Raw genomic sequence first — 17,059 nt, 5'->3', positions numbered from 1 at the left:
GCTCGCCTTCGGCAGGGTGGCTGGACGGTGTCGATCCGGCACACGCTCTGACGCCCCTGGGCATGTCGGAGGCCCCTGTCGGTCCCGAGTCACCGGTGGGTGCCCCACGGGGCTGGGTGATGGAGGTGGCTCGGGGCCGCTCCGCTGTCCTGTTCACTCAAGGAGGTCGGTCATATGACGATCCGCCTGACGTTTCTGTGCACGCCCGGTGGTGACGCCACCCGGGATCCGCTCCTCGGCGACGTTCCCCTGAGTGAGCGCAGCCTGCGTATCGCAGCCGCAGCGGTACCAGCTCTCCCGCCCCATGGTCTGGCCGTCCGGGCGCCCTCGATCCGTTGCTCGCAGATCACTGACGCCCTCGGACTGGTTGCAGTGTCCGAGCCCGCGTTGCGCGATCTCGACCTCGGTAGGTGGTGCGGTCGCACCGTCGACGACATCGCCGCAACCGAACCCGACGGGTTCACCTCCTGGCTCACGGACCCGGATGCCGCGCCACACGGCGGTGAGTCCGTACGCCGCCTCTGCCGCCGGACTGCGGACTGGCTGAGCACCGCGGCGCCCGACAGCGGCCACACCGTAGCCATCACCGAAGCAGCCGTAATCCGAGCCGCGCTCATTCATGCTCTGGCCGCACCGGCAAGGGCCTTCTGGCATCTCGCTGTACCACCCCTGTCCGCGGTCTCCCTCACCCGGCAAGGTGGCTGCTGGGACATCCGGCTCGCCGACATCAGCCCCCGGGAGGGCCAGCGGATGCTCCTCTCGCGATCCGGCGACGGTTGTACGTCCGCGGAGGCCCATCCGGGCGGCTGGAAGCGATCAAGCCCGGTCCGGGAAACGATCTTCGCAGCAGGTCGCTGAGGAGGCGTCGCCGCGACAGGGCCGGGAAGTTCGGTTCGGGGTCACGGTCGCCGGCCGTCGGGGCGAGACCTCCCCGGCCCGCGCGGCGGGCCGCGTCGATCGGCGTGCGGTCGCAGTCTCATTGGTCTACGGCATCCGCGTCGCCGAGAGCGCGACGCAGGTCAGCGAGGCTCGGAGCCCCGTCGATGCGGCCGTCCGGCCCGCGGTAGAGACGGCAGGACAGAGACGCGGGAGCGCCCGGCACGGCGAAGGGGTCCACCCCGTCGATCAGCACGGTCGGTGATCCGGTCATCCCCAGACGCGTAGCCTGCTCCGGATCGTCGACCTCGATCCGTTCCACCTCGGCGTCGCGGCCGTCGAGCGCCTGGGTGAGCCGTTCGGCGACCACCGGCGTGTGGGGGCAGTCCGGCACGGTCAGCACAGTGATCCGCATGGAATCTCCTCCCAGCTCACGGCCTTCTGGGCCGACAGTAGACGCTTCTACGAGCGGACCGGACTCCTGCCCGAGCAGCCGCGCACCCGGTCGGCCGCGGCGCTCACCATCAACGCGCAACGCTGGGGGCCGGAACATCGCGCATGTGGCGGAGCGGTGAGAAGAACACGAACCAGCCGGCCGCCCACGCGCCGACGAAGGCCAGCCAGAGTGCGGGCCGGACCCCGATCAGCGTGCCAAGCAGCCCGCCGAGGATGCCGCCGAGCGGCAGTGTGCCCCACACGACCCAGCGCACGGCCGCGTTCATCCGGCCCATCAGCTCCGGCGGTGTCACCGATTGCCGGTAGCTGAGCTGCGCGACGTTGTACACCATCGCGGAGAACTCCGTGACGCCCCAGCCGAGCGGGAACAGCAGCACCCCCCAGCCTCGCCAGGCAGCCGCCGCGATGACCTGAGGCGCGCTGAACACCAGCATCGACATCCAGATGATCCGCGCCGAGCCGATCTTCTTGGCGAGCCGGCCGGCGAACACTCCCCCGGCGATCCCGCCGATGGCCGAGACCGCCATGATCAGCCCGGTCAGCGCGGGACGCACGTGCAGCACCCGGATGAGGAAGACCATCGCCAGCGCCGAAGTCATGCCGGAGAACAGGTTCGCGGTGCCCGTGCACGCCACGACCCTCCGCAATATCTTGTGCCCGACGACGAATCTCAGTCCCTCGGCGATCTGGCTCCGCAACGTCTCGCCTTCGCGCCGCGCCGGCGGCGGCTCCTCGCGCGTCCTGATTGCGGATATCGACAAGACCGAGACGGCGTAGGAGATCGCGTCGGCCGTCATCGCCCCAGCGGCGCCGAACGCCGCGACCAGTCCCCCGCCCAGGCTGGGTCCGCCGAGCTGCGCGAACGCCTGAGTGGACCCCAACTTGCCGTTGGCGTCCATCTGTTGACCGGCTCGGATCAGCGACGGCACATAGCTCTGGTACGAGACGTCGAAGAACACCGTGCACCCGCCGGCTGCGACTGCGACGACGTAGAGCTGCGCCATCGTCACGGTGCCGAGGGCGGCCGCCAGCGGTACCGAGCCGATGAGCAGCAGGCGGAGGATGTTGCAGACGATCATGATGGATCGTTTGGAGCCGCGGTCCACGAGCGCGCCCGCGGGCAGCGCGATCAGCGCGAACGCTGCCGTGGTGGCGGCGGTCAGCAGCCCGACCTGGAACGTGCTCGCCTTGAGCGCGACGACCGCGAGCAGCGGCAAAGCGACCTGGGTGACCGCCGATCCCATCTCGCTGACCGTCTGGCCGCTCCACAGGAGCAAGAAATCCCGCTGACGCCACAGACTCGGACCGTCGAACTCCGGCTCGACATCCTGCAGTTCCTTCGCTACTTCTGTCACAGCGTCAACTTAGAGGTCTCGTGACTGCGGCCAAGAGGCCGGGCGAGAGTGGCGGAACGGCGGTAACGACACCCTTTGGAACGGTCGAGCGTACTGCCGTGCCAGCGTGCGGAGGAACACACTCGAGTCAGGCCGCGAAACGTCGGCGGACACTGCGGTCCGGCCGATCGCACAGCCTGCGGAATCGGCCCCCTGATCGTGTGATTGCGCCCGCGCGTTTCCGGCCCGGGGTGACCGCGCGCCCGGATGATCCATCGGGGGCCGTGTCCTGCGGCCCGAGGAAGGATGGTTGCACGTCGATGAGCACAACCAGACGAGGGATTCTGGGCGCGGCCTTGGCTGGTCCGCTGCTGGGCCAGTTCGCCGGAGGGTCCTCCCACGCGGCTGCGGCCGGGTCGCTGGGCACGATCTCCGACGGCTGGATCGAGATCCGCTGGACCCCGCAGGCTCAGGCGTTGCTGGACAAGTTCCAGGCGGTGGTGGAGGCGGTGGCACCGGCGCAGCTGGTGACCGACGCCCGGGGTTCGGCGCTGCGGTTCCCGGTGCGCTCGGGTGAGGGCGATCCGTCGATGACCAACCTGGCGGGGGCTCACGGAGACGGGGCGCTGGACGGCGGGTTCGCGGTGCGCACGTCCAACGGGCACTTCCGGGTAACCGAGCTGCGCGGTGGGATGCAGGACGGGCTGGTGTCCGGGAAGGCCCTGGTGAACGGCATGGAGGTCGGACACAGCGCGGCGTACCGGCCCGCGCTGGCCGAGGGCCGGTTGACGAACAACAGCGTGCCCCTGGGGCAGCCGATGAAGATCCGCTTGGCGGACGTGCCGCTACGGCCCACCCCCAGGTCATGGACGCCTACACCGCCACGTTCGGCGAGGCGCCGCCGTTCACCGCCGACTCGGTTCTGGCCCACGTAACCGTGGAGGGCGTGTACACCCCGCCGAAGGGGTGAGCGAGGGCTGGCCCGAGTGGTCTGTCAGCCGGTCCGGGCCGGCTTCGCGGGGCGGGCCCGGCCGGGCAGGTCGGCGCCGAAGCGGCGCTGCCGACCCGCGTAGACGGCGACGGCGTTGTGCAGCTGGGACAGGCCGAAGTCCGGCCAGAGGACGGGGTCGAAGACGAGCTCGGCGTAGGCGAGCTGCCAGGGCAGGAAGTTGCTGATGCGCTGCTCGCCGGAGGTGCGGATCAGCAGGTCGACGTCGGGCAGCTCCGGGACGTACAGGTGGCGGGCGAGGTCGGCGGGACCGATGTCCTCGGGCCGGACGGTGCCGGCGACCGCCTCGGCGGCCAGTGCCCGGGCGGCGGCGGCCAGCTCCTCCCGGCCGCCGTAGTCGGCGCAGATGGTCAGCATCAGCGCGGAGTTGTTCGACGTCATGCTCTCCAGCAGCGCCAGTGCGGAGGCGATCGACGGATCGAACCGGTCGCGCTGCCCGCACCAGCGCACCTGCACACCCAGCCGCTGCAGCCTCTCCACGCTCTCGGTGAGGAAGTCGGCCATGGTGTCGAACAGGGGGGCCAGCTCCTCCAGCGAGCGGTTCCAGTTCTCGGTGGAGAACGCGTACACGCTCAGGTGCCGGATACCCAGCCGCAGCGCGGAGTAGATCAGGTGTCCCAGGGCCAACTCGCCGGACCGGTGGCCTTCCAAGGCGGGAAGGCCGCGCTGCTCGGCCCAGCGCCGGTTGCCGTCCATGATCACCGCGACGTGGCCGGGCGCCGGCCCGGCGTTCAGCGGCAGCGGCCGGATCCGGGTGGCACCGGCCGGAAGCATCGGGTCGAGACCCTCGGCCAAGACCCGGGACCGGAGGATCTCGATCTCGTCGAACCGCAGCCGACCACCGACGAGGAGCGCCTGCACCCCCAGCCGGAACTCGGCCCCCACCATCTGCGTCACCAGTGCCGCCTGTGCCAGCAGCTCGCGGCCGCGGCCGACCTGGAGCCGCACCAGTTCGTCCAACGCCTCACTGCCTTCGCCGCTTCCAAGGTGGGCGATTTCCAGGCCGAGCCGCCGCAGATCCGCACGCGGCAGATAGCACCGGCCCTGAGCAAGATCCTCCGGGAGGTCCTCGAAGATATCCACCAGCGCGAGCGCTTCGGCCAGCACGGACAGCAACCGCATTGCCTCCGAGTCACGAGCCTCGATCAGTGGGGCGATCAGCTCGAAGGTGGTTCCGGAGGCTCCCCGCAGGTAGCGGCGCAGGTCCTCGAATTCGGCGAATGCCAGCGGGCCCGCGGCATCGGCGTGAAGGGTTTCGAGACACTCTTCCAGCACCGCAACGTCGAGATCCCACCGCCTCATCGTGTCCACGAATGCCCTCCGCAGCGGGTGCTCGCTGCGGCCGGACCGGACCTCCGCCAGGGTTTCGGCCCGCCAGCGGGCGAACGAGCGCTCACGATCGGCTGGCGGCCCCTCGTCGGCGATGCGATCGGCCTCCGCGAGGACGGCGCTCACGGCCCAGAAGGGCGGCTGGAACGCGGCGGGCGCCCAGGTAGTCGCTGCCCACCACCAGTAGGAGCGCCGTTGCATCTCCTGCTCACACCGTTCGTACGACTCCCGCAGTTCAGGCGAGTCGGCGAACGCCTCGTAGCTTCCCGCCACTCCCGGACCAACCCTTCGACCACACCACGCCAACCGGGCCCACGACCCAGGCCACGCGGAAGGCAAGCAGCCGTCCCCAGTCTTGACCACCGGGAACCCACGCCCTCACCAACGACGCACCCGCCGACTGGTTGCGACCTCGGTGCCGGGCCAGTGAAAGGTACGGTCCGGCCGTGGGTCATGGGTCGCTGCAGACGGCTGGACATCTGAAACACCCTCATGGAGAAGCCTGGGGTCGTGACCAACGACTTCAAGCGCGGGGAGTCGCACGTGGTTCCGCCTCGTGTCCCATACCGTTGCCCGGTGGTCACCGGCCAATAGCTTTTCTCCACGGTGAATTATCTGCTTCACCCCAGCCCCCAGGAAGGCACGTGCCATGTCCGACCTCGACAGCCAGGTTCCCTACTGGGATGCCGCAGCGGCCACGAAGACGTTCACTCACCCTCTGCACCTGCCCTGGCTCGACGGGATCGGCAGGAACGCCGCAATCCTCGACTACGGATGCGGATACGGACGCATCATGAAGGAGCTCGAACAGAGCGGCTTCGGCAACCTCACGGGCGTCGACGCCTCACCTGGAATGATCAATCGGGCACGCCGTCTGCACCCCACCCTGCGTTTTGCCGCCCTGGACGCGCCACCGGCCTCGCCCTACCCGGACGCAGGCTTCGACGTCGTTCTGCTCTTCGCCGTGCTGACCTGTGTCCCCGGCGATGTGGCCCAACACCGGTTGATCGGCGAGTTGAACCGCGTCCTCAAGCCCGGTGGGATCCTCTACGTCAGCGACCTTCTGCTGCAGGACGACGAACGCAACCGCAACCGCTACAACCGCTCTGCTGGTCACTACGCCGGCTATGGCGTGTTCGAGACCGGCGACGGTGCGGTCTGCCGCCATCATCCCCGCGAGTGGTTCTCCACCCTGCTTGCCGGGTTCCAGCCCATCGCCACCCGGACCATCACGGTGCCCACCATGAACGGTCACGAGTCGACCGGGATCCAGATCCTCGCCCGCAAGCCCACGTCGGCATGAACGGAAACCCGGGCGCCAGTTACAGCCAGCCGCGCTGGACCTGCCCGCCCGGCGCATCGTGCACTCGGCACACCTGTGTCGTGATCGGCGAAGGTCTGTCGCCTGCTCGGCATCGACGGACGGACTCAGGCTGCGGCATTCCCGTGAGCGCTGGACGCGAAGGCCAGGATGTGCGGGACCGCCTCGCGCAGACTGACGAAGTGGCGGTGCACGCCCTCCACCGCGGCAGCGGCGTTCACACCCCACACCGTCATCCCGGCGCGCAACCCGGACCGCACTCCGGACGGGGCGTCCTCGATGACCAGGCAGTCTCCCGGCTCGGCGCAGAGCTGTGCAGCGGCCTGCAGATACGGGACGGGAGAGGGCTTCCCCTCCGCGACGGCGGCCGCGTCCACGATCACGTCCGGCAGCGGCAAGCCCGTCCGCTCGAAACGGCCGCGCACGCGGTGTTCGTAGTTCGAGGTCACCAGTGCCCAGGACGCCGGTGGCAGGCCGTGCAGCAGCTCCGCCGCACCGTCGAATGCCGTATAGACGCCGGACCGGACGTCCTCGTCCTCCAGCTCGTGCAGTGTGGCCAGGCACTCGTGCGCATCCTGGTCCGCAGCGACCTGGGCGAACGTCTCCAACGGCCGTGTTCGCAGAGCCACCTGGTAGGCCTCGTCCGCATCCAGCCCGTACCGCTCCGCCCAAGTGCCCCAGACCCGGCGCTGGTTGCTCACCGCGTCGATCAACGTGCCGTCGACATCGAACAGGACGTACTTCGTGCGGCCGGACCGCGCAGATTCACTGATCACCCATTGATCATGCCAGGCGCCGAACAGGCCCATCCTCACCACACGGCGGCGCAGCTCGACGGGATCTTCGCCGGATGTGCCATGGCGTGCAGGAGGGGAGCCGGTCATGACTCCGTGCGGGACAGGTGCGAGGTTGGCGCAGCCGCCCCGCGATGCTTGATGTTGATGGCCGAAGCCTTGGCCACTGCCACGGGGCTCAAGAAGCGCAGCGGACCGATCAGGCGGGAACCGACCAGATGCATGTGTCGCGCCATCGACTCGTCGCGCGCTGCCGCGGAAAACATCAGCCGCTCCATGGGATTGAACGGACGGCCCTTGGCGAAGTCGGCGGCCAGGTACTGGTGACCGCGCAGCCTGCGCCGGTGTGTGCGTGCGTACACCACGCGCGACCTGTCGAGGTCGCCCCGACCACCCTGGAGTTCGCCGAACTCTGGGACCGCTACGACGTCGTGGGCAGCACCCAGGGACGTCGGCTCTTCCACCATCCCGATGTCGGCGACTTCGCCCTGGCTTCCAGGGGATGACGCTGAATGGCACCAACGGGCAGTTCCTGGTGGCCTTCTACACCGCTCCGGGCCCCCGACCACGACGCGATGGTGCTCCTGGACCAGCTGGCACACGAGCGTTTCAGCCATCCGTCCCACCGCCAGTCACCCGCGTAGCGCCGGGTCAGGAGCAGGTGGGCCACTTCCGCTCCGCCACGTCCGTGACCTCGGCCTCGGCGGCGACCGCCACGACCTCGTCGACGATGCGCAGGTTGCGGGCCAGGTTCTCCCCGTGAAGCGCGGGTTGTTCGCACGCCAGTCGTTCGCGTCGAAATGGTCTGTCGAGCGGACCGTACCGGTGAGGAAGCCGTGGCCCAGCGGGGACCAGGGCACCAGGCCGATGCCGAGTTCACGCAGAAGCGGCAGGATCTCCGCCTCCACGTCCCTGGTCCACAGGGAGTACTCGGACTGCAGCGCCGCGATCGGATGGACGGCGTGAGCACGGCGGATCGTCTCCGGGGCCGCCTCGAACAGGCCGATATGGCGGATCTTGCCCTCCGCGACCAGGTCGGCGCGGGCCCCGATGGTCTCCTCGATGGGCCGGCCGCGCTGGACCTGCCCGCCCGGCAACGCCTCCGCGGTGTCGAGGTGGGTGACGCCCAGGTCGAGGGCCTGGTGCATGGCGCGGACCGCCTCGGCCTCGTCCGGGGTCTCGCCCGGGGCGAGGTAGACGCCGTTCCGTGCCCTGACAGGGCACCCCACGCGTCATTGCGGTGACGCGATGGCCGTCGCCAAAGCCAGTTGAGATGCCGCCCTGGGTTGGGGAAGGGTCTGTGGTCATGGAGTTCTTCTGCTACCACCGTGATCGGGCCGGTTCCGTGGCGTTGCGCGACGAGTTGCTGGAGGAGCACTGGTCCTACATGGACCGGTACGCGGCGGAGATGATCGCTCGCGGCCCGACCTTCGCCGACGACGGCGACACGCCCACCGGTAGCGTGCACATCGTCGACCTGCCCGATCCCGCCGCTGCCCGCGCGTTCGCCTTCGACGAGCCCAACTACCAGGCCGGCGTGTACCGGGACGTGCTGCTGCGTCGGTGGCGCAACCTGCTGAGGCGCAACATGTGGGATTTCCCCGGCGGCCGGACCGGTGGCCATCGGTATCTGGTGCTCGGTCTCGGTACGGGGCAGGCCGCTGACCTCGTCGTGCCGGCCGACCGGGACGAGCTGATCGCGTTCGGGCCGCTGCTGTCCGACGACGCCACCGCTTGGCTGGGTACGGCGGCGCTGGTCCGGTCCCCGGACCCGGAAACGGCGCGTGCCGTCCTGACCGCGGACCGGTACGCGGACATAGAGGTCCACGACTGGGAGTTCGGCGGGCGAAGGTGATGAAGCAGCGCGCCAGTCGTTGCTGCCAGGCTTCCCCGTCGGCAGCACGTCGTGCAGCTGGTCTCGACCAGCCCGCCCGCTGTGGGGTCACGGCTCTGGCTGGGGGCAGGCCGCGCCGAGTCGTGCGGGAGTTCCGGGCCCGGCCTGTCAGCGTCCTCGGCGGGAGTTGAGCCGGGCGGCCTGGCGCGTCAGGTGGTCGCGTTCGGCGAGATTGGGGGCCTTCTGGGCCGCCTCGGCGTACAGGCGTGCCGCCGTCGCCAGGTCGCCGTCGCGCTCGTGGAGGTACGCCGCCACCGCGGCGTAGCGGGGCAGTGAGGCGTCCAGCGCCGCGAGCGCTGCCAGGCCGGCTCGCGGTCCGTCGGCCTCGCCGACGGCGACCGCCCGGTTGAGCCGGACGACCGGGCTGTCGGTCAGGCGGGTGAGTTCGTCGTACCACTCGACGATCTGCACCCAGTCGGTCTCCTCGGCGGTGGGCGCGTCGGCGTGGAGGGCGGCGATGGCGGCCTGGGCCTGGTACTCGCCCAGCCGGTCGCGGGCCAGGGCCGCCTGCAGGATCTCGATGCCCTCGGCAATCGTGGCGGTGTCCCAGCGGGTGCGGTCCTGTTCGGCGAGCGGTACCAGGCTGCCGTCCGGCGCGGTCCGGGCGGCGCGCCGGGCGTGGTGAAGCAGCATGAGGGCGAGCAGCCCCGCCACCTCGGGGTGGTCGATCGCGGCTGCGAGCTGCCGGGTGAGCCGGATGGCCTCGGCGGCGAGGTCGATGTCGCCGGAGTAGCCCTCGTTGAAGACCAGGTAGAGGACGCGCAGCACGGTGGCGACGTCGCCGGGCTGGTCGAAGCGGACGCCGGAGACGGTGCGTTTGGCCCGGCTGATGCGCTGCGCCATGGTCGCCTCGGGCACCAGATAGGCCTGGGCGATCTGCCGGGTGGTGAGCCCGCCGACGGCACGCAGCGTGAGCGCGACCGCGGACGCCGGAGTCAGCGAAGGGTGTGCGCACAGGAAGTAGAGCTGGAGCGTGTCGTCCACCGCGTGCGCGGGCCCGGGCGCCGGCTCCTCGTCGACGAGGTCCTCACGCCGGCGGCGGGCGGCGTCCGACCGGGTCGCGTCGAGGAACTTGCGCCAGGCAACGGTGACCAGCCAGCCCTTCGGGTCCCGCGGCGGGTCGGCCGGCCAGACGCGGAGCGCCTCGACCAGTGCTTCCTGCACGGCGTCCTCGGCCGCCGCGAAGTCGGCTCCGCGGCGGACGAGGATGGCGAGCACGCTCGGCGTGAGGCTCCTCAGCAGGGCCTCGTTCATCAATGAGGGCACTCCGTGGTGGTGGGCGACGCGGCCAGGAACGGGCGCACCTCGAGCCACTCGTGGATCGGCTTCCCACCGGCCCCGGGGGCGGCCGACAGTTCCCCGGCCAGCTCGACGGCGCGCTCGTAGCTGTCGACGTCGATCACCATCCAGCCGGCGATGAGGTCCTTGGTCTCGGCGAACGGGCCGTCGGTGACCGGCGGGCGCCCCTCACCGTCGTACCGGACCCAGGTGCCCTCCGCGGCGAGCGCCTGACCGTCGACGAACTCGCCGGTCTTCTCGAGCCGGTCCGCGAAGTCCCGCATGTACTGCACGTGCGCCGAGATCTCCTGCGGCGTCCACTGGTCCATGGGCACGTCGTTGACCGCAGCCGGGGCGCCTCGGTAGTGCTTGAGCAGCAAGTACTTGGCCATCGTGTTTCTCCTCAGTGCTCGTGCGACCCATTGTGGTCGCGTTCACCACGGGGACGGAGCAGGTCACGGGTTCTCGACATCGCCGTCCGGATTTTTTTGAGATCTCGTGGATGAGCGCGGATCTTGAGGTCCGTGAAGGTTCACGAGAAACAGCAGCGCGGGCGGGGCTCAGCGGGCCGCGGGGTTGCCCTGGTGGGTGAAGGCGGCCCACAGGTGGATCTCCTGCAGGTCGGCGCGGGCGGCCTCGCGGTGCAGCGGGTCGCCCAGGCCGGGCAGGGGCCGGCGGTCCGGGTCGAGCATCCACAGCTGGGCGGCGCGCAGCGCGTCGGCGGGAGCGAGGTCCTGGCCGGTGAGGAAGTGGTGGAAGGCGGCCATCATCAGGGCGGTCGCGCTGTCGTTGACGGCCCAGCGGGAGCCGACCACATCGGCCGCACCCTGGGCGACCAGGGCGGTGGAGAGGGTCAGTGCCTCGTCGTGGTCGCCCGTGCTCAGGTCGGTCTCGCAGGCGCTGAGCACGACCAGCGGGCCGTCCGGGCCGGGCGCGGCCGCGGCGTGGTCCAGGATCCGGGCGACGGTCAGCTCGCCGTCGGCCAGCGACAGCGCCGATCGCGTAGGACTCGGACCGGCCACGCCGTGGCAGGACACGTGCACGACCGCAGCCGGCTCACCGCCGCCGCCCGGCAGTACGGCCAACAGGTCCTCGCAGCTCCCCGGCGCATCCGGCACGCCCTCGGCCGCCACGAACTCGCCGTAGCGCCGGGCGTCCGGGTAGCAGGCCGAACGCAGCGCCTCCGTCTCGACCTCGGCCCATACCAGGCTGAGCCGCGGGTCGGTGACCAGCACCCGGCGCCCGGTGGCGGGCAGCCGGTGGCGGGCGACGGCCCGCAGTAACTGCGCCCCGGACGGGGCGTAGCTGAACACCGCGTCCTGACAGGCATACCGGTGACCCCCCAGCGGGATGTGCATGCGCGCCGCATGCCAGGGGACGACGCCGAGGGGGCCGCAGGGAATCAGCACGATCCGCGGCGGCCGGCCCAGGGGTTCCAGGGAGTCGAGGACCGGCCCCACGGCAGCGGGCCAGGCCCAGTCGCACAGCTCGCTCAGCGCCGCCTGCCATTCCGTCTCGGCGGCCTCCCGCGACGCACGCGACGTGTCCGGGTCGGCCGCCCTGCGGGAACGCTCGGCTGCGGAGGCGAGGTAACGCTCCAGCTGGTGGCTGCCGGGGGAGAGCAGCAGCGGAAGGTCCAGCACGGCGGGCTCGGCGCCGCCGGGGCGCAGGATCAGCGCGTGGCCGGGGATGTGGGGGCGGAAGCCCTCGCCGGGGACCAGGTAGACCAGCGCGTCGGCTCCCGAGGCGGCCAGCGCGGCGGTCAGTGTGGCGGCGTCCGGAGTACCGAGTAACTCCCGGGCGCCGGTGCCGTTTCCCGCCCCCAGCGCGGCGAGCGCCTTGCGCCGCAGGCTGCTCGGCAGCTCAGCGCCGGGGGCCGGAGCCGCCTCCGCGGCCGCTCTGCTCGGCCGGAGCGGATCCCCTTCAGCCGGACGTCCCTCGCCGGCATCCTCCTCAGCTGGACGCCCCTCGCCCGCGTCCCCCTCAGCCGCACGCCCCTCGTCCCCCTCAACCCGAACCCCATCGCGCGGCCCCGGCTGGAGTGGGTGCCACGGTGCCTGTGCCCGCCACCGCTCGGCCAGGTCGGAGTGACCCCGGTCCGCCAGTAGCCGGGGCACGCCGTGTGCGGCCGCGGCCGTCTGGAGCACGAGGGCCCGACCCAGCTCCAGTGCCTCCACGGCCTCGGCGGGGCGGCGGTCCTCGGCGCACCGCAGGGCCAGCCACAGCACATGGCCGGTCGCGGCCCGGGCCACCGACAGGGCGTGCTCGGCGCCGAGTTGAAGGAGGACATCGGCCGCCATCAGCTCAAGTGCCTCGCGGCGGATGTCCAGGCTCGCCTTCCGGTCCTCACTCGCGCGCCCGCCACCGGCCACCGCGCTCATCCAGTAGGCCCTGGACAGCTCCGTAAGAACCTCGACGTTCAACGGCATGCCTTGGCCTTCGGTGGCCAGGGCGCGAACCCGGCTCAGCTCGGCGATGCACGGGTCGAGCAGGCTGAGATCACTGCGGTGGGTGGTCGCGCGGAGCATGGCCCGGCCGAGGGCGAACCGCAGCTGGGCTTCGTCCCAGGGCGACGTCCGCGATTCCTCGATCACCCGGTGCACCTCCGCGACGGCGCGGTCGATGACCTCCCGGCGGGGGTCGATCATGGCCAGCCCGGCCATCAGCTGGGCCCGCGTAGCGGGGAAAATCGGTGCGAACAGCGGCGGGACCGTGGCCGGATCGATCTCCACTGCCTCCCGCAGGTGCCGGGCCGCGGCGCGGAGGTCGGCCTGGTCTCCGGTGTGGGTGGCACGTTCGCCGTGAGCCAGGCCCAGCATGCCGGTGATGAGGAAGCGTGTGCCCCCGTCGGGCGCAGGAGAGGCGTATCGGTCGCTCAGCGTCTGGATCAGGTCCTCCGCTGCGCGGGCCAGAGCAGCCTGGTCCCGGCTGCGGCGGGCCAGTTGGAACCCGGCGTAAAGGCTGAACAGCGCCTGCACATGGTCGCCTTCATCCGCGGCAGACAGCCCCTTGGCCATCGACAGGACGGCGGCGCTGTCCTGGAGGCTGCCTCCGAGCCTCGCGGCGGAGTCGACGCGATGGGCGAGGAGGACGGACAGGTACCGCCGGGCGGCCGCGGCGTTCGCCCCGTCCGCCGGAAGGGCGTCGATCTCCGCCCGCAGCCATGCCGCGCTCCGCTCCACACGCGCGATCTCGCCGTTCAATACCCACAGGCTGTCGATCGAGGTGGACAGGATCAGTTCCAGGCTCAGCTCTCGCCGCCAGGCCGAACGCGCCGCAGGGTCCGGGTCCGGCCGCATCGCGGCTGCGTCCACCTCGCCGAAGTCCAGTGTTTCGGGCATCCGGCGGTTCCCCGCCACCAGCAGGGCCGCGTGGAACTTGGCGACGCGGATCCGCTCGGGTGCGTCCGCAGGCAAAGCGAGCAACACCTCCCTGGTCGCCTGCGCGAAGCCGCGGACGCGCTCGACGAGCGACCGGGGTTCCTGCCCGCCCGATCTGAGCGCGGCGAGCAGCTCCCGCAGCGGCGCGAACTCCGGCTGGTCCAGGCCCAGCTCCGCCAGTTCCCGGCCTGCGTCCGCCGTGGAGACCCAGGGATCGTTCACGGTGATGCACAGCCAATCCAGCAGGCGCGCGAAACGCACCGCGTCCCGGCGCGCCCAGTGCACCACCCCCTGGAGAGCGTCGGCCAGCGCCTCCTCCACGGGCTCCCCGTGGAGGACCCCACCGGCCTGCCCCACCGCCTCCTCACCATCGTCGCCCTCCTCGGGCGCAGACGGCGAACTCCCCGCGGGCGAGCCGGGGATCAAGGACAGCATCGTCGCGGCGCTGTCCATGGCGGCCATCACACTCTCCCGCGCCGTCAGGTCCCCGGCGACGACGCGGGCGAGAACGTACACGGCCTCGGTCAGCTGCTCCCGCAGGGATTCGGCCACGGCGGGCGATCCCGAGCCGTCGCGCACCTCCGGAGGAATGCCTGGCGGGATGAGCAGCTCGGCCAGGTTGCCCCGGGCCATCATGGCGAGCCGGTCGTCCAGCGGCCTGGAACGGTCGGTCCACCGGAGATGACTCAGAGCGGCCGCCCGCTCCCGCGGATCGGCGTGCCGCCGGCCCTTGAGCCGCGCCTTCATGAGCAACCCCAGCCAGGGCACAACGGCTGCCCGGGCCGGGTCCTGCGCCGGTAACAGCCGCTCGACGGTGTCCAGATGCTCGGTCACGAGCCGCAACTCGGCCAGCTGCGGATTCTTCCGCGCGTGGGGCCAGACCTCGTGAGCCTGGCGAACGGCGACGGCGGCCCAGGCCCGGAGCCCCGCGACGTCTCCCTCGCCGTGGTCCCGCTGCTTCTCGCCGGCCATGCATCCCCCTGGTGACCGATGATCCCACCCCACTCCCCCGCGACGGTCCGCGGCCGGGCAGGGGTCGTCGCTGATAGAGGATCAGGTTAGTGCCCCGGTGGCCTGGCTGATGTCGGGAATCGGTCACGCGCCGTACGGGAAGGTGGGTCGGGCCTGGCAGAGTGTCCCTCATGAGCTCCCAGCCCGCGCACCCCGAACAGGTCCGCCACCACGACCACGGCACGTGGCTGGTCCGGTTCACCGGCCGGATGCTCGTGGTCTGCCCGAGGTGCGGTGGTCGCGCGCTCGTCGTGCCCCGGCCCGGTCTCGCATCGCCGAAGTACTTCAGTGAACTGCTCTTCCAGCCCCGCCGTCTGAGTTGCGCCGGCTGCGGCGCGGTGGCGGAATGGACTGCCGAGCAGCAGGGTGGCGGCCTGGTCGGCGCTGTGGTCGGCGGCACCGAGGACCCCTTCTTCCGGCGGCCGCTCTGGCTTCAGACCCACTGTGTGGGACGGATCCTGTGGGCCTACGACGTGGAGCACGTCGACGCTCTCGCCGCCTATGTGGGTGCCCGGCTGCGCGAGCGTCACGCCTCCCCCACCATGGCGATGTTCGCCCGGCTGCCCGTCTGGATGAAGTCCGCTCGCCATCGTGAGCAGGTGCTGGCCGGCCTGGCAACTCTCCGGGCCCTCGCCCAGCGCACGGCCCCGGCCGACCGCTCCGACGCGGCCCACGAACGTGGCGACCGCCCGCGCCACTACGGCAGCATCCGCTTCCGTGGCGGCGCCTACTAGGGCCTGTCCGACGGGTCGTCATCCGTTGGCCCGTCCGGGACGCGTTGGCGTCGGTGGAAGCAGTCCTGTGCCGCCAGCACGTCGTCTCCGTAGGCCGCTGCCCATGCGCCCAGGGCGCGGATCGGGGTGAGCAGGGCGGTGCCGGCCTCGGTCAGGGCGTAGTCGACGCGGGGCGGGGCTTCGGCGTAACGACGGCGCCGCGCCAGGCCGTTGTACTCCAGCCGCCGCAGCGCGTCGTTGAGCACCTTGGGGCTGATCCCGCCGATCCGGGCCAGCAGCGCGCGCGGCCGCATCGGGCCCGACTCGCCGAGGACGTAGATGACCACGCTGTCCCAGCGGTTGGCCAGTACCTCGACGGCGATGCGCGCGCGGCAGTCCGCCGCGAACGGTTCCCCGCCCAGGTCGTCCCCGTCCCCATCCACCTGTCCCATGCGCACATCCTGCCCCGCCCGATGCCTACCGGACGGTGTGCATCGGCTCGCCTAGCGTCCGGGGCATGACATTCCAAGACACGAACGGGAACAGGGCGATGCGCATCGGCATTCTCGGCACGGGCGGCATGGCAGCAGCTCTGGGCGGGGCTTGGGCACAGGCCGGACACCAGGTCATGGTGGGCGGACGCAACGCCGCTTCCGCCGCCGCCATCGCCGCCCGCATCGGGGCCGCCGCGTACGGCGGCCCCGCAGAGACGGCACGGTACGGCGAGGCGATACTGCTCGCCGTCCCCGCCGACGCCGCACCGCAGCTGGCCAGGGAACTGGCAGCGGACCTCGCCGGGCGGACCGTCCTCGACTGCACGGTGCCGATGCAGCCGTCCAGCGAGGGCGGCCCGGTCCTGTCCACTGCCGGAGGTTCGGACTCGGCCGCCCTGCGCATCGCCGCGGCCGCGCCCGACGCTCATGTCGCCAAGGTGTTCGGCATCTGCCACGAGAGCATCTGGACCCTGCCACAACCGACTTTCGAGGGTGCTCCGCTGGCAGTGCCCTTCTGCACGGACGCCCCGCCCGCCGAGGCTGTGACCAGGGAGTTGATCACGTCGATGGGCTGCACCCCGCTGCCGTGCGGCGGTCTGGAGCGGGCGGCGCTCCTGGAGGCTGCAGCGGTCTTCGCCATCGGCGTGTGGTGGTCCGGCAGCGAAGTCCGCCACGCCTTCCCCGCCCCGGCACTGGCCCCTGGCGCCGTCGACGACTGAAGCGTGTCCGGCAGGTCGCGTGGCGCGTCCTGCCGCCGCGGTAGCGCGGTGGGCACGTGGCGCTCCGGCCTCCGGCCTTTGGTCCCTGGTTCTCTGGTCCCTGGTCCCTGGTCCCTGGTCCCTGGTCGCTTGGAACCGGGTCCTCCACCCGATCGGGCGGTCTTCACCAGGCCGGGTCGTGGGTGATCGGGTCGATGACGCAGCCCCCGTCGGAGGGCTTCGTCGGCGAGGGGCCGGAGCTGCTCCTCTGGATTTCCTGGATGGCTCGTCCGAGCCGGGCCGCATGCGGATCCTCGCTGTGGAGCAGTTGGGTGACGAGTTCCGTGGGCACGTTGCGTGCGGAGGACACCAGCTCGGCGACTGCGGGATCGGATTCGTCCATGGCACCTCCGGGACGTCATCTCATCTGGCCCTCGGGAGGGCGTTACCGGTGGGCGGTTTCCGACAGAAG

Annotated in this window: 17 protein-coding genes and 1 pseudogene; 7 read left to right on the top strand and 11 right to left on the bottom strand. The window is 71.2% G+C overall.

Translation table 11 applies throughout. The features are described 5' to 3' along the window. Positions 1-174 precede the first annotated feature (174 nt). The gene (locus ACFYZZ_RS09325) at positions 175-858 is read left to right on the top strand and encodes a histidine phosphatase family protein (protein WP_389173190.1); all 684 of its coding nucleotides are present in this window, start codon (positions 175-177) and stop codon (positions 856-858) included. Between the two features lie 118 nt (positions 859-976). Here ACFYZZ_RS09325 and ACFYZZ_RS09320 read toward each other — a convergent pair whose 3' ends face one another. Together ACFYZZ_RS09320 and ACFYZZ_RS09315 are read right to left on the bottom strand one after the other, a co-directional pair. Then, the gene (locus ACFYZZ_RS09320; RefSeq protein ID WP_389173188.1) at positions 977-1,291 is read right to left on the bottom strand and encodes a thioredoxin family protein; all 315 of its coding nucleotides are present in this window, start codon (positions 1,289-1,291) and stop codon (positions 977-979) included. Positions 1,292-1,400: 109 nt separating this feature from the next. After that, on the bottom strand, positions 1,401-2,687 hold the full coding sequence (locus ACFYZZ_RS09315) for an MFS transporter (protein WP_389173186.1): 1,287 nt from the start codon (positions 2,685-2,687) through the stop codon (positions 1,401-1,403). A 299-nt stretch (positions 2,688-2,986) separates the two neighbouring features. Between ACFYZZ_RS09315 and ACFYZZ_RS09310 the strand changes: the two genes are divergently transcribed. After that, positions 2,987-3,601 carry a hypothetical protein gene (locus ACFYZZ_RS09310; protein WP_389173184.1) on the top strand — a complete coding sequence of 205 codons (615 nt, stop codon included), beginning with the start codon at positions 2,987-2,989 and terminating at the stop codon, positions 3,599-3,601. A 59-nt stretch (positions 3,602-3,660) separates the two neighbouring features. Here the strand turns inward: ACFYZZ_RS09310 and uppS are convergent, their stop codons facing one another. Beyond that, positions 3,661-5,277, bottom strand: coding sequence for a polyprenyl diphosphate synthase (gene uppS, locus ACFYZZ_RS09305; protein ID WP_389173183.1), 1,617 nt, complete (start codon positions 5,275-5,277; stop codon positions 3,661-3,663). Between the two features lie 376 nt (positions 5,278-5,653). Between uppS and ACFYZZ_RS09300 the strand changes: the two genes are divergently transcribed. Beyond that, on the top strand, positions 5,654-6,307 hold the full coding sequence (locus tag ACFYZZ_RS09300) for a class I SAM-dependent methyltransferase (protein WP_389173181.1): 654 nt from the start codon (positions 5,654-5,656) through the stop codon (positions 6,305-6,307). 125 nt (positions 6,308-6,432) lie between these two features. On the opposite strand, the gene ACFYZZ_RS09295 is transcribed toward ACFYZZ_RS09300, so the two are convergent. Both ACFYZZ_RS09295 and ACFYZZ_RS09290 read right to left on the bottom strand, forming a co-directional pair. Beyond that, complete coding sequence (locus tag ACFYZZ_RS09295) at positions 6,433-7,101, bottom strand: HAD family hydrolase (RefSeq protein WP_389173179.1); 669 nt, start codon at positions 7,099-7,101, stop codon at positions 6,433-6,435. A gap of 104 nt (positions 7,102-7,205) precedes the next feature. After that, complete coding sequence (locus tag ACFYZZ_RS09290; RefSeq protein WP_389173177.1) at positions 7,206-7,481, bottom strand: hypothetical protein; 276 nt, start codon at positions 7,479-7,481, stop codon at positions 7,206-7,208. Between ACFYZZ_RS09290 and ACFYZZ_RS09285 the strand changes: the two genes are divergently transcribed. Next, entirely contained in the window at positions 7,464-7,625 is a 162-nt protein-coding gene (locus tag ACFYZZ_RS09285; protein ID WP_389173175.1) for a hypothetical protein, read from the top strand. The two genes, ACFYZZ_RS09290 and ACFYZZ_RS09285, sit on opposite strands and share 18 nt — an antisense overlap. A 181-nt stretch (positions 7,626-7,806) precedes the next feature. Here the strand turns inward: ACFYZZ_RS09285 and ACFYZZ_RS09280 are convergent. Continuing rightward, positions 7,807-8,348: pseudogene (locus tag ACFYZZ_RS09280) on the bottom strand (aldo/keto reductase); the annotation flags it as partial. 77 nt (positions 8,349-8,425) lie between these two features. On the opposite strand from ACFYZZ_RS09280, the gene ACFYZZ_RS09275 reads away from it, so the two are divergent. After that, a complete protein-coding gene (locus ACFYZZ_RS09275; protein WP_389173173.1) occupies positions 8,426-8,974 on the top strand; it encodes a YciI family protein in 549 nt (182 codons plus the stop codon). Positions 8,975-9,121: 147 nt separating this feature from the next. On the opposite strand, the gene ACFYZZ_RS09270 is transcribed toward ACFYZZ_RS09275, so the two are convergent. The 3 genes from ACFYZZ_RS09270 to ACFYZZ_RS09260 all read right to left on the bottom strand — a co-directional run bounded on the left by ACFYZZ_RS09270 (position 9,122) and on the right by ACFYZZ_RS09260 (position 14,643). After that, complete coding sequence (locus ACFYZZ_RS09270) at positions 9,122-10,267, bottom strand: RNA polymerase sigma factor (RefSeq protein WP_389173172.1); 1,146 nt, start codon at positions 10,265-10,267, stop codon at positions 9,122-9,124. Continuing rightward, on the bottom strand, positions 10,267-10,683 hold the full coding sequence (locus tag ACFYZZ_RS09265) for a YciI family protein (protein ID WP_389173170.1): 417 nt from the start codon (positions 10,681-10,683) through the stop codon (positions 10,267-10,269). The genes ACFYZZ_RS09270 and ACFYZZ_RS09265 overlap by 1 nt, the downstream gene beginning before the upstream one ends. Positions 10,684-10,851: 168 nt before the next feature. Next, entirely contained in the window at positions 10,852-14,643 is a 3,792-nt protein-coding gene (locus ACFYZZ_RS09260) for a CHAT domain-containing protein (protein WP_389173168.1), read from the bottom strand. 170 nt (positions 14,644-14,813) lie between these two features. Here ACFYZZ_RS09260 and ACFYZZ_RS09255 point away from each other — a divergent pair, with 170 nt between their 5' ends. Continuing rightward, a complete protein-coding gene (locus ACFYZZ_RS09255) occupies positions 14,814-15,416 on the top strand; it encodes a hypothetical protein (protein ID WP_389173167.1) in 603 nt (200 codons plus the stop codon). On the opposite strand, the gene ACFYZZ_RS09250 is transcribed toward ACFYZZ_RS09255, so the two are convergent. After that, on the bottom strand, positions 15,413-15,847 hold the full coding sequence (locus ACFYZZ_RS09250) for a winged helix-turn-helix transcriptional regulator (RefSeq protein ID WP_389173165.1): 435 nt from the start codon (positions 15,845-15,847) through the stop codon (positions 15,413-15,415). The genes ACFYZZ_RS09255 and ACFYZZ_RS09250 overlap by 4 nt on opposite strands. 65 nt (positions 15,848-15,912) lie before the next feature. Between ACFYZZ_RS09250 and ACFYZZ_RS09245 the strand changes: the two genes are divergently transcribed. Then, entirely contained in the window at positions 15,913-16,608 is a 696-nt protein-coding gene (locus tag ACFYZZ_RS09245; RefSeq protein ID WP_389173164.1) for an NAD(P)-binding domain-containing protein, read from the top strand. A gap of 163 nt (positions 16,609-16,771) precedes the next feature. Here ACFYZZ_RS09245 and ACFYZZ_RS09240 read toward each other — a convergent pair whose 3' ends face one another. Next, positions 16,772-16,990, bottom strand: coding sequence for a hypothetical protein (locus ACFYZZ_RS09240; RefSeq protein ID WP_389173162.1), 219 nt, complete (start codon positions 16,988-16,990; stop codon positions 16,772-16,774). Positions 16,991-17,059 lie beyond the last annotated feature (69 nt).

Origin of the sequence: Streptomyces sp. NPDC001816, assembly GCF_042892235.1 — a bacterium.
Lineage (GTDB): Bacteria > Actinomycetota > Actinomycetes > Streptomycetales > Streptomycetaceae > Streptomyces.
Note: the sequence above shows the minus strand (reverse complement) of the source record. Positions and strands in the feature narration are given on the sequence as shown.